Annotated in this window: 10 protein-coding genes; 5 read left to right on the forward strand and 5 right to left on the reverse strand. The window is 44.8% G+C overall.

Annotation, left to right across the window (positions count from 1 at the left end; translation table 11 throughout):
• Positions 1-4: 4 nt before the first annotated feature.
• From FN124_RS26555 to FN124_RS26570, 4 genes are all read right to left on the reverse strand, one after another.
• The gene (locus FN124_RS26555; protein WP_142687814.1) at positions 5-901 is read right to left on the reverse strand and encodes a helix-turn-helix domain-containing protein; all 897 of its coding nucleotides are present in this window, start codon (positions 899-901) and stop codon (positions 5-7) included.
• 65 nt (positions 902-966) lie between these two features.
• Positions 967-1,728 (reverse strand): SDR family NAD(P)-dependent oxidoreductase, encoded by a 762-nt coding sequence (locus tag FN124_RS26560; protein ID WP_142687815.1) that lies wholly within the window; start codon positions 1,726-1,728, stop codon positions 967-969.
• A gap of 137 nt (positions 1,729-1,865) precedes the next feature.
• The gene (locus FN124_RS26565) at positions 1,866-2,948 is read right to left on the reverse strand and encodes a hypothetical protein (protein ID WP_142687816.1); all 1,083 of its coding nucleotides are present in this window, start codon (positions 2,946-2,948) and stop codon (positions 1,866-1,868) included.
• Positions 2,949-2,988: 40 nt separating this feature from the next.
• Positions 2,989-4,065, reverse strand: a complete 1,077-nt coding sequence (locus FN124_RS26570) for a helix-turn-helix domain-containing protein (RefSeq protein ID WP_142687817.1) — start codon at positions 4,063-4,065, stop codon at positions 2,989-2,991.
• Between the two features lie 186 nt (positions 4,066-4,251).
• Here FN124_RS26570 and FN124_RS26575 point away from each other — a divergent pair, with 186 nt between their 5' ends.
• Positions 4,252-4,446, forward strand: a complete 195-nt coding sequence (locus FN124_RS26575) for a barstar family protein (RefSeq protein ID WP_221887917.1) — start codon at positions 4,252-4,254, stop codon at positions 4,444-4,446.
• A gap of 433 nt (positions 4,447-4,879) precedes the next feature.
• Here FN124_RS26575 and FN124_RS26590 read toward each other — a convergent pair whose 3' ends face one another.
• Positions 4,880-5,632, reverse strand: coding sequence for a hypothetical protein (locus FN124_RS26590; protein WP_142687818.1), 753 nt, complete (start codon positions 5,630-5,632; stop codon positions 4,880-4,882).
• Between the two features lie 242 nt (positions 5,633-5,874).
• Between FN124_RS26590 and FN124_RS26595 the strand changes: the two genes are divergently transcribed.
• From FN124_RS26595 to FN124_RS26610, 4 genes are all read left to right on the forward strand, one after another.
• Entirely contained in the window at positions 5,875-6,429 is a 555-nt protein-coding gene (locus FN124_RS26595; RefSeq protein ID WP_142687819.1) for an RNA polymerase sigma factor, read from the forward strand.
• Positions 6,430-6,516: 87 nt separating this feature from the next.
• Complete coding sequence (locus tag FN124_RS26600) at positions 6,517-7,509, forward strand: FecR domain-containing protein (RefSeq protein ID WP_142687820.1); 993 nt, start codon at positions 6,517-6,519, stop codon at positions 7,507-7,509.
• 28 nt (positions 7,510-7,537) lie between these two features.
• Positions 7,538-10,831, forward strand: coding sequence for a TonB-dependent receptor (locus tag FN124_RS26605; protein WP_142687821.1), 3,294 nt, complete (start codon positions 7,538-7,540; stop codon positions 10,829-10,831).
• 189 nt (positions 10,832-11,020) lie between these two features.
• Entirely contained in the window at positions 11,021-12,457 is a 1,437-nt protein-coding gene (locus FN124_RS26610; RefSeq protein WP_142687822.1) for a beta-helix domain-containing protein, read from the forward strand.
• Positions 12,458-12,528 lie beyond the last annotated feature (71 nt).

Here is a 12,528-nt window from a genome sequence, read left to right on the forward strand (position 1 = left end):
TCTGCTAATTCTGGTTCCTGAAATGGCTGGGTGAAAGTCCTGTTTTATTTTTAAACAGTTTTGTGAAATGGGAAGGATGTGCAAAGCCAAGGTCATAAGCAATTTCACTGATAGGTTTTTCAGTGCTCCACAACAATGTTTTGGCTTTGTCTATAAGTTTGAAGTAAATATGTTCCTGCGTGGTGTTGCCGGTATATTTATTCAGCAGATCCGACAGGTAATTGGGAGACAGGTGAAGTTGTGATGCAAAATATTTTACATCCGGCAAGCCATTTTCAATTAATGATTCCTGGTTGAAATAATCTGATAGCAGCCTGTCGAATTTCTGTACAATATCATTTCCGGGCTTTGTTCTTGTCAGGAACTGCCTATCATAAAAGCGGGTGCAATAAGCAAAAAATAACTCCAGGTTGCTAATAATCAGGTGGTAGGAATGTTTGTCGAGGTTCAGGGCAATTTCCCGCTGTATATTCCTGATACATCCTTCCAAGATCACTTTCTCCGCATCGGAGATATGCAGTGCTTCATTGGCATCGTAGCCAAAAAAGGAAAGCTCCGTGAGTTTACGTCCCCTTGCATCTGCATTTAAAAAATCGGGGTGAATATATAGCCCCCAGCCTTCCATCACTTTAATATCCGGATCGGGAGACAAAGCCTGGTGGGGTGCGGTAAACATCAGGGAGCCTTCCGCGAAATCATAATTGGTACGGCCGTACCCGAAATTTCCCTTTATTATTTTGCAGGAAGCAGCATAGAGGTTTAGCCTGTATATATCGCCGGGTTGCCTGTGGGAGCGGTCTATTTTAGCCAGGTCAACAATACTGATCAACGGATGCACCGGCTTCTCACAGTGAAAGAACTCATGCAATGCTGAAATGGATGGAATATCTATGTATTTCATGTTTAGTAAGTGGGTTTGCTATGTTAAATTAACGCTTTTTGAAAAGCCGTGCATCCGGTAGCCGATCATATAACGATGCCGCCGCTAACCTCGATACGTTGTGCATTCACGAAACGGCTGTCGTCTGAAAGGAGGGAGGCCACAAAAAGACCGATATCGTCTGCCTCCCCGAGGCGGCCGAGAGCTGTCATATCAGCAATTTGCCGGCGATGGCTCTCGTCGCCTTTTCCTCCTCCAAATTCCGTATCAATAGCACCAGGCGCTACCGTATTAACGCGGATCTTCCTGTCGGCGTACTCTTTGGCGAAGTACCTGGTTAACGCTTCCACGGCAGCTTTGAGCGCCCCATACACTGCCACGCCCGGAAACGCGAACCGTGCCAGCCCGGAGGAAATATTTATGATCTGCCCGCCATCGGCTATCAGCGGGATCAGCTTTTGTGAAAGGAAAAACACCCCTTTGAAGTTTACATTCACCAATTGATCAAAGATCTCTTCGGTGGTATCCCTGATAAGTGTGCGTTGGGCTATTCCTGCATTGTTTACAAGGTAGTCGAAGTTATCCCGGTTCCATTCATTTTTAAGCGCCTGCTGTACCTGGCTGGCAAAATCGCTGAAGGAGGCTACATCTGCGGAGTCCCATTTCAGGGCAACGGCTTTACCGCCATTTGCCTTGATCTCATTGGCTACTGCTGTTCCTGCTTCCGGGTGACTGTTATACGTTAGTATTACACCTATGCCACGCTTGGCTGCGTTCAGTGCTATACTTTTGCCTATGCCCTGGCTTCCACCGGTGATAAGGGCAACTTTTTGATTGTCTGTGCTCATAATATTCGGTTTTATGAACACAAAATTCGGGTTGTTTACAGGCACCGGCTTTTACATCTTAGGGGAAGATTTATACTTTTCACTGATTTTTAGACAGGGGAGGCGCACAAGGATATCCTGTGCGCCTTTATGCTTGTTTAACGCGGCTCCGGCACATAGATAAGCTGCATTTGCACACTATCTTCTCCCAGCATTCCTTTAAACCGGAGGTTATGACTATGGTCCGCAGGCATTAAAGTACCGTCAAACCGGAGATTGAATTTTTTGGGATATCGCCATTGAGTACTGATACGTTGTGTTTGCGGATCATAATGGTAGGTGCCTATATACCTGTTGTTATAGTGATTGAACTCCAGCACCATATCATCCTGCAGATCCATGTATATAGTAGTGAGCACACTGTCCCTGTAGTTGCCGGCTTGTTGCGGCCTGTTATTAATATAAAGATCACCGACCTTGTATTTGCCGGTAAACTGCGGATGCTTATCAGGATAATGATAGGTAAGCAGGAGGATAAGCGGAAGCAGCAGGATGATGATGCCGGCAGCCCGGTGTGTTTTTTTCCCTGTATTCCATTTTAATATATCAGGCGAGATGTGAAAGAAGAACTCTGTTAACGCTGTTTTATACTGGTATAACAGGTAGATAATCCCGGACATGAGCACAATAGCGTGCACTAATACCCATGTATGGAGATGATAGTATATGTCGATAAGGATGATATTAAGCAGCACCGGCACCAGCATAATCAGTCCCAGCAAACGGGTACGTTTGAATAGCAGCATGATGGAGCCCGATATCTGCGCAAGGGCAATGGTAACTGTAAACGGGTAAGATCTTCTGAAATATGCCCAGGTGAGGGTTTCTCCGTCAAGACTGTTAAACGGCAGATCAAGTATTCCAAGAGGTACTACCATCTGGAGATGGAAGATCTTTTGCCAGCCGAAGGAGTAGAGGTCAAACGCCAGCAGGAAGGTGATGATGACATTAAAAGTGCTTAGTATCCCGCTGATGTTGTTGTCAGACTTCCGGTACCGGAAATAATAAATGATTGCATAAGAAAGAGCGCCCGGCAGCATCAGGAAAGACAGGAGCCATATGAACGGGGCAGGCGCCCAGCCTGATGCGTAACGGGCCAGCATGCGGTATAAAACAAAACAGGCGATGAATCCGGTGAGTGTGGCAGCCAGCATAGCCGGTCCAAATTTTAGTTGCTTCATAGTATTGCGTTTTTTGCAATACTAGCTACGGTAGAGGGTTTTACTGCCCGCCTGCATCCATCCGTACCACTAAATCCCTGAATTCCCGGGGTGTCATACCCACCATTTTTTTGAATGTACTATTGAAAGTTGTTTTGGAATTGAAGCCTGCATCAAAGCCGATGGCTAGTATGCTTAAATGCAGGTGCCGGGGAGATTGCAGCAATTCTTTTGCCTGTTCAATCCGGAAGTAATTGATATATTGATAGAAGTTTTTTCCTATTTCCTTGTTTAGCAACCAGGATAATTCGTGTAGCGACAGGTCCAGTTTTTCAGCCAGCTGCGGCAATGAAAGCTCCTGGTCCGTATATAGTTTTTCATCCCGCATCAGTTTATCCAGTTGTGCTTTCAGTGCTGCTGTTTCATTTTCGTGTAGCCGTGGTGGTCCGGTACAGGTATCGGCAGAGAGTGGCTCCGGCGTAGTTAGCGGTGGAAATATATTGTCTTGTTTGAGCGCATAATAGCAGGAGAGATAAATGGCTGCCAGGTAAATAACATAAGAAAAAGAGGCGCCGGCAGCATACCGGAAGAATGAAGATAATAGCTGGTTAATGATCATGATACCGGTGAGCAACATCAGGTTTTTTAGCCAGGAAAGATCCGAAGGGCCGGTATTTGCGGTGAAATTTGTGATGTGTTGCCCATGTTTCCGGAGTTGCAGGTAGCCGGAAATCCAGTACAGGATGATCTGCAATTTTATACTTAGTCCTACTACGATACCCATCCATGGCGGCAGGTATCGGCTTGCCCCAAAGAGTATGGGAAGGAAAAGTAATGCAGGGATAAAGTGAAGCAGGTCATTTTTCCGGAAACGATAGTGGATATTGGTGTAATGGAGGATGGCAAAATAAAGCGCCGGCGCCATGGCAAACCGGGTCGATTCCATTACCGGGACCAGGAATGGCCATTCATTGCCGGTATTGGTTTGGCCGGCAATAAACCCCAGCATGGCAAAGCCTGCAAAAAGATAGAAAATTCCCATCCAGCGGTTGGCAGCGGTGTTGATTCCCTTAACATCACTCAGCAGGATAAATGCCAGTAAGAAAATGCTGCCACAGCCCAGGTAAAATAATAGCAAAGCCCTGTGTTTTCAGGAAAAGATGCAACGGGAGGAAAATTCCATAAACCGGTATACAATATGTGTCGGATACCCGTTCCATACTTCTCAACAATAATGATTTCCAATGCCGGCCCCTGGCAGGTACCAACCCCCGGGACAGCCATTCTTTCCCTTATCTTTATAAAAGATAAAAGGAAAATATGCATGGAGAAACAAATAATTATTAACGGAGATGTGATCATCGATATCCCTTCCTTTTACAGGGAAATAAACAGGGTATTCATGAGCGGGGAGAACTGGCAGTTGGGAAACAGCCTTGATGCCTTTAATGACCTCCTCTATGGCGGATTTGGGATAGGCAAAAGAAGAAATCCACTGCCAGGTAACCATGCCCAATAGGGCTTTTAGTGTAATCAGGAGTGATGAATTCATACAGGTGGAACACTACAATGGAAAGGGCTGCAAGCCCTCTCAAACCATCCAGTACCTCAAAATGCTGCTTGGATTTTAACAGGCTGTTTTCCATAACGTTTGTTAAAATAGCCTATGAGGTGAGGAAAGAAAAGTTACAGGTAAAATTGACATAGTATTGGTGAAGAATATATCATACAACAGCAACTTCCATGAAATTTCGTTTATATTAAAAAGGAGGTTAAAATAATTTCTGAGCCTGCACATACAGAATGGGGATATACAGCAGTTGTACAGGATCCTGATGGAAGGAAGATTGAACTTACAGAAAAAGAGGAGTAAAAAAACAGCGGTACAGGAAACCTTTTTATTGTTTGTTTCCAGTACCGCTGACAGCTACCTGTATACTAAAAAGCAGTATTTAAAATTTAATCAACAACTTCTCCGCAACCAGCTTATTATCTTTATAATACTCAAAATACCAATCCCCGTTCTTCTTCAGCACTATTCCGTTAGATACGCCATTATTGGCAATGAAATATTCTGCTACTGAGGTTTTCAGCAGTGTTAAAACTATTTTCGGGCTGGTATCAATTAGCTGGTACCCATTGGCTGTTGCCTGTGCATACAATGTACCTGCAGCTTCTTTAGCTTCCGGTACCGGTGTTGCAGTAGCAGGTGGAGGAGGCGGCGCCGGGGCTGCAGCAGCGGGTGCTGCCACTTGCTGTGGCTCGGCGATGGCCGTTCCGTCATACGAATACGGAACATCATTCAGCGAGGTAAAGGCATCTCTCAGGGCAAGGTTATAGGCGGGAGCGAACTCTTTTTCCCTGCTTTTACCTTCTTTACTTTTGAAGATGATATTGCCCTTGCAATCCTTCAGTAAAAGGGTGAGATTGGTAACAAACAACCCTTTTTTCTGCACTACCTCGGTGTTGAGCGCATTACACCTGTTGCCGGCTATCTCTTTCGGTATTTCAGAATTGTCGAAATAAACGGTGAATCCTTTTTCCTCAAGCAGCGATTTAGCCACGGTGTTTAACCCGTACTGGTTGTCTTCTTTGGAGAAATTGAACCTTTCAGGTACCAGCACGTATTTGTAGTTATTGATAGTTCCCTGGGCATACCCGGAAAAAGATGCGAATAAAAGAAATAATAAAGTGTATCCTTTCATATAGGCTTTGTCTTCTGATTTGAACGAAAATATGCGAAATACTTGTCAAAACCAGTACAAATCAGCTAATTATCTTCCCCTCCGGAGACAGGGAGCGGTATTCCCCCGGAAAATCGACCAGTATCCTGAAACCCAGTCTGGGACTGGCATATGAACATTGTTAACATTATTTTAATATAACTTTCACTTCAACGTAACCGCCCGGGGTTATGTTTGCATACATCCTCTAAACCAAGTAAAGTGTGAGAACTTTTTCGGAAAAGATCCTGATCTCGTTGCTCAAAAACCAAAACATCCTTGCCTTTAACGAGCTCTATTCCCGTTATTGCAAGGAACTTTATGATACCGCATATAAAAGGTTGCTTTCGAAAGACGATGTACAGGACATTATCCAGGAAATTTTTATCTCCGTCTGGAATAATGCAGCAAACTTTGATGAAAATATATCACTTCGCCCATACCTCTTCAAATCGCTAAAGTATAAAGTGATAGATGCAATTTATAAGAATAAAAGTAATTCACATTTATCGTTAACCGATATCAGCGAAATTGATTTTATAAAAGAGAGGAACGATACGGATCTTCTGCTCACCAAAGATCTTGAAGCATTTTTAAATAATGAGATCGATAATTTACCAGGTAAAATGAAAGAAGTGTTCCTGATGAGCAGGAAGTACTATCTCCCCAATGATGAAATTGCCAGACAGCTTTCCATCTCCTCCCAAACCGTTAAAAATCAAATCTCCATGGCGCTTAAGAGGTTGAGACAATCCCTTGAGAACGCTAATATCCTCTGAGGGCTACATTAAGGAATTGTTATCTCGTACTGGCCCTATGGTACTTCATCCTGTTTTTGGAGAGGTATATAGTATAAAGGCAAACTCGTGGATCTAAACGAAAAAAAATTCAGAGAGCTGCTTGGTCAGTATTTAAATGGTACGCTATCTCCGGAAGAAAGCGCACAGGTAGAGGCCTGGTATTCATCTTATGATACCAGTCACAATACTCCATTTGCCTTCTCTAATGAAAAGGAAGAGGAAGAAGCTCACCGCGCTATTCTAAAGGGTATACATCATCAATTGAATGTACAGCCGCAGAAAATACCGGTTAAAAAAAGCGGTAACAGGATAAAAGTAGCAGCTGCAGCAGCGCTTGTTTTAATGGCATCAGGACTGACCTTTTTCTTTACGATGCGGGGCAGCAAGCAGGAGATGGCAGCTATTATGGACTCCACTGCAGTAAATATCATTGAGGTAGCTGAAGGGAAAATGAAACTGGTGGAGCTGGCAGACGGCACTAAAATATGGTTGAACGCGGCTACAAAGTTCAGTTACCCGAAACAGTTCTCAGAGAAAACAAGGGAGGTAACACTGTTGGAAGGAGAAGCATTCTTCGAGGTAGCGCATGAAACCAACCGGCCTTTTATTGTGCACAGCAAAGGCCTGAGCACAGAGGTATTGGGCACTTCTTTTAACATAGATGCTTACAACTTTTCTAAATGTGTGAGGATATCTGTAGCAACCGGTAAGGTGGGCGTAAACCGCGGAAAAGAGGTGATTGGATTTTTAACTCCCAACGAGGAGATACAGTATAAACTGCTGGTGAATAAATCTATAAAATCCACCAGGGACGGGAGTGCGGTCAGTTCGTGGCGGTCTGGCGCTATTATGCTTGACTATGTTGACTTTGCAAGCTTGCAGGCTATCCTGTTTAATAATTATAACTACGTGCTGAAAACAGGAAAACGGGATCTGAGCCATCTTCATTTTTCGGCTACCATCAGGAAAACAGACCGTATTGAAGATGTGATGAAACTCCTTAGTTCCATCAACCAAACCAAGTTTTCGATTACAGACAAGACAATCACAATGTATTAATAAACCCGGTACAACCCTGTTAAAACGAATGAAAATAACCGTAGCATCTTTAGAGCGATTTTTACGTATTACTGTATTGAGCCTTCTCTGTATCCTTAATGCCGGCTTCCTGGTTGGCGCTGCGGATGTGAGAGCGCAGAAACTTTCGGATATAAAACTGACAGTAAATTTTGAGAACCAGCAATTAACTACCGGCATAGAGAAACTGAAGGAATTAACAGGATTATCTTTTGCCTATAACAAAGATCTTTTCAGGGAAACCAGGATTTCCCGGATGTCGTTCAAAGATGCACCACTGGATATGATATTGAACAGGATGCTGGAGAAAACCGATTTCTCTTACCAGGTGGTGAATCGTAATATCCTGATCAGTGTAGACAATAATAAAAGAAACCAACGCGCTGAGCCGGGACGTGTATCAGGTAAAGTGAGAGATGCAAAAACCGGTGAAGCAATTCCAGGTGTAACCATTATTGTTTCAGGTGGAATGGCTCATGCCAGTACGGATATCCAGGGAAATTACGTGCTGAAGCTGCAGCCCGGGCATTATAAACTGGAGTTCCGGTATATGGGTTACCAGCCCAAAGCGGTAACAGATGTGGCGGTGAAGGAGAATGAAACCACCCTGCTGGATATCGTTTTACAACAGGCATCGCAACGTTTGAAAGATGTGGTGATCACCAGTTCGTATCGCCGGGAATCGCAGTCGGCATTATATGCACTTCAGAGAAGAAGCACGGCCATCACCGATGGGATTTCGGCTGAGCTGATACGCCGCACGCCCGACAGGAACGCGGGAGACGCTATTAAACGGGTAACCGGGGTAAGTGTGCTGGATGGGAAATATGCTGTTGTTCGGGGCCTGGCAGACCGTTATAATTATACCTTGTTAAACGGAGGCCTGCTTCCAAGCACGGAGCCAGACAGGCGTACTTTTAGTCTTGACCTGATCCCCGCACTGGCAGTGGAAAGCATCGTGGTAACAAAAACGGCAACGGCCGATCTGCCGGGAGAATTTGCCGGTGGCGTGGTGCAGGTGAATACGAAGGATTTTCCTGATAAGGATTTCATTACACTGTCGCTCGGAACAGGTTTTTATGATGGCCAAACAGGAAAGGCATTCCTGAAAGACCGTAACGGTAACAGCGATTGGATAGGTTTTGATGATGGTAAACGCGCCGTTCCGGATGAACTGAAACTGAATGCCGGCGAGTTAAACAAGCTGTATCCTGAAGAAAGGTTCAGGATCAGTAACGCACTGGCCAAAGGATGGGAGCCGGTAAGCAGCGGTAAAGCAGAGCCTATACAACAGGTACAGATCGGTTATGGGAAAACCATCAACTTTAAAAACGACAGCAAGTTCGGTATCGTGGCACTGGCTAACTACAGAAAGGATCAAACCATTGACCAGGTAGAGCGCTATGATCTCGCACGGTATAAAAAATACCAGGGCACCGCAGGTCCGGGAGACACGCTGCAGTTTATGCGCTCCTATTTTAATGAAGAAGCCTATCGCTATCTTGTAAATACAGGGGCTTTGCTGAATATTACTTACCAGTTCAGAAAGAATAAAATAGGTATTAAGAGCATGTTCAACCAGGATTTTGAAACAGTAACTACCATCAAGAACGGTGAGAAAACTTTAGGGGAGGGGATTGGCGATATTGTAAACAGCAGGGTGGTGGATATGCACCCCACCCAGAAAACATTGCTGGGCGCACAACTACAGGGAGAACATAAATTAGGGGTGGAATCGCCTGTTACATTTACCTGGAACGTTTCGTATAATAAGATCAGGAAGTATGAGCCCAACCAGGTGCGTTTAGGATATGTGAATTTATACAGGTCGGATACAGTGGCGTATAAAGATCAAAATTATTTTGTGCCCGAATTCGGCTCAGTCGAGAATTCCAGTAAGTTATATTCTGATTTGAAAGAGGATGCCTACAATATAAATTTTGCGATGTCCACTCCGTTTAAGGTAGCAGGGCAACCGCAGATCATCAAAGCAGGTGCATTCACACAATTCCGGAAAAGAGAATATATCACATACAATCTTGGGTATTTTGACGCGGCACGCGGGGTAACCACGGGAAATGATACAGGAGGCTTCCCCAGTGATTCCGCGGTCAATTTCGGGCAGCCGATTGATAAGATACTTGTTCCCGGCAACTTCAGGCCCGGCGGGCTGGTGGCGGTGAACTACGAGTTGCCTGCAAACCAGTACACCGGCGGCGCCAACCTCGCTTCTGCTTTTGTGAATGTGGAAAGCCAGCTGCTGGATAATCTTAAACTGATTTATGGTGCAAGGGTAGAGTTTTACGCCATGAGCCTCAGCACCAGTAAGGACCTGAACCGTAAGTTGCCCGGAAGCGGCAGCACCGGCGACGACCAGGCGCCTATCGATTATATCCGTTACAATACGGATGTATTACCCTCGGCAACAGCCATATACAGTCCTTTTACTTCCATGAACATCAGGGCTGCCTATTCAAAAACGCTGACCAGGCCGGAATTCAGGGAAATAAGCCCCTATAACTACTTTGATTTTGTAAGCGGGTATATGACCATTGGTAACCCTGAACTTAACAGGGGAACTATACAGAACCTCGACTTCAGGGTAGAATGGTTTCCTTCTGCTGCTGAAATTATTTCGGCGTCTGTTTTTAAGAAGAATTTACATGATCCGGTTGAATTAACCACACAGGCTACCACATCCACCACAAGGTTTGTGCGTACTTACAGGAATGTGGAAGAGGCATTGGTTTGGGGAGTAGAGCTTGAATTGCGTAAAAGCCTGTACTTTGGTGCAGGTCCTGAATGGCTCCGCAATATTATCATCTTTGGAAATTACTCCCGGATACATTCTAAAATAATGGGTGAAACTGCAGGCTCAGGGTTGGACGTTACACAGAAATTGAGAGAGAGACCTTTAATGGGGCAGTCGCCCTACCTGTTCAACGCAGGCCTTTTGGTGAACGCATTTAAAAATACTTTCAGCTTTTCAGCAGCAATCAATCGGGCCGGCCGGCGTATTGTTGTTGTTGGAACCACGGCTGAAGACAGGTCTGAAATCGGGGCCTATCCTGATATATATGAAAACCCTCGTAACCAGCTGGATTTACAACTATCGCAGAAGCTATTGAAACAACGACTGGAGCTTAGGCTGAACGCAGCCAATCTGCTTAACGACAGGTACATACAATACCAGGATTTCGATTTGAACGGTAAATATTCAGGGAACACTTTTGACGGAACAACTTATTCAAGGAAATCATTCAGTAATTACACATTTACAATTTCTTACAATTTTAAAAAGTAGGACCGGAAGAGAAGACGGTTTTTGATGGTGCGCGCACAAGCTGGAAGAACCGTAGTTGATTTCTGTACTGCTAACAACGGCAATTGCTTTGCACGGTTGCCGGTGGGCATGCCTTGTCTTAACCCTATGTAAAGGCGCTCGTGTCCATTTTATGAAACCCATCTTTATCATTAAAAATTTCAACAAAAAATGAAAACGATCAGTAAACTGTTAACTTTTGTAGCCCTTACAGCATCTTTTGCCGCGTGCAAAAAAGAAGGGAACATTGAACGCGACATCGTATCAGGACCTAACCCAAGCGTTGACACCATTAAAGGTAATGTTGTTGGTACTGTAAATTTACTTGCAACAAAAACTTATATCTTAAAAGGCCTGGTAACTGTAAAAAGCGGCGCAATACTGAATATCCCTGCAGGAACTACTATCAAAGGATACGATGTTGCCGGTGAAAAAGGTGTGCTGTTAGTAGCAAAAGGCGGTAAATTAAACTCAAATGGTACCTTGAACAACCCGGTGGTGTTTACATCTATTAAAGCTACACCGGCACATGGCGATTGGGGTGGTATCATTATCCTGGGCCAGGCGCCAACCAACAAGCCAGCTACCACTTTCATCGAAGGTATTCCCAACACTACTGATTCACAGTACGGTGGCACTGTAGCTGCGGATAACAGCGGTAGCATTACTTACACCCGTATTGAGTATGCTGGTGGTGTTTACCAGGGCGCTCTTGGAAATAACAACGAAGTAAACGGTCTTACTTTTGGCGGCGTTGGTTCCGGTACAGTAGTAAACCACGTACAGGTAAGCTACAGCGGCGATGATTCATTTGAATTCTTCGGCGGTACAGTAAGCCCTACTCACCTGATCTCTTATCGCGCTATTGATGATGACTTTGATTTTGATTTCGGTTACCAGGGTAAACTGCAATTCCTGGTTGCTTTGCGCGATCCTGAAATTAATGACCAGTCTAAGTCTAATGGCATCGAATGCGATAACGACAATACAGGTGTTGCTACTAACGTACCACGCACCCGCCCGGTTATTTCTAACCTGACCGTATTGGGTAACAACGGCGTTGCTGATTCTAATCCTGATTTCCCTGTTACATCTGCTACAGGTGTTGACGGAGCATTCCAGGCAGCTGCACACTTCCGCAGAAACACCGGCCTGTCTGTTCGCAACTCTATTTTCCTGGGCTACCCGGCTGCTGGTCTGTTAGTTGACGGAAACGTTACTGCAGATTCTCTGACCAATGGTTCATCTGAATTCAGGAAAAACTTCGTTCATTGCAATACTGCCGGAAAAGCATTTGCTGTAGCCGCAGGAACCACTTCTTATACAGACGCAACCCTGAAAGCATTCCTGACCAATGCTACCAATGCGAATGTTGAATTGGCTGCTGCAAGCGGTGCCGGCCTGGTAAATCCATTTAACCTGAGCAGTGTTAACTCAACCCAGTTCTTCCTGAACGCTGGCGCAGCTCCTGCTACTGGTGCTGATTTCGCTGGTGGTAGTTACACTACAGGATTTACTTCAGTTACTTACCGCGGTGCATTCCCTGTTACAGGTGGTGCTAACTGGGCAACTGTAAGATCTGGTACTACCGGTTGGACAAGGTTCTAATTGATTCTTCATCACATTTAATGATGGTGGGATCGGCATATTTTGCCGATCTCACCTTTCTAATATACTAA

The organism is Chitinophaga polysaccharea (assembly GCF_902150045.1).
GTDB classification, from domain to species: Bacteria; Bacteroidota; Bacteroidia; order Chitinophagales; family Chitinophagaceae; genus Chitinophaga; species Chitinophaga polysaccharea_A.

Coding starts and splice junctions, on each gene's coding strand:
- FN124_RS26610 (WP_142687822.1), top strand. CDS start 11,021: ATGAAAACGATCAGTAAACTGTTAACTTTTGTAGCCCTTACAGCATCT.
- FN124_RS26605 (WP_142687821.1), top strand. CDS start 7,538: ATGAAAATAACCGTAGCATCTTTAGAGCGATTTTTACGTATTACTGTA.
- FN124_RS26565 (WP_142687816.1), bottom strand. CDS start 2,948: ATGAAGCAACTAAAATTTGGACCGGCTATGCTGGCTGCCACACTCACC.
- FN124_RS26590 (WP_142687818.1), bottom strand. CDS start 5,632: ATGAAAGGATACACTTTATTATTTCTTTTATTCGCATCTTTTTCCGGG.
- FN124_RS26575 (WP_221887917.1), top strand. CDS start 4,252: ATGGAGAAACAAATAATTATTAACGGAGATGTGATCATCGATATCCCT.
- FN124_RS26555 (WP_142687814.1), bottom strand. CDS start 901: ATGAAATACATAGATATTCCATCCATTTCAGCATTGCATGAGTTCTTT.
- FN124_RS26560 (WP_142687815.1), bottom strand. CDS start 1,728: ATGAGCACAGACAATCAAAAAGTTGCCCTTATCACCGGTGGAAGCCAG.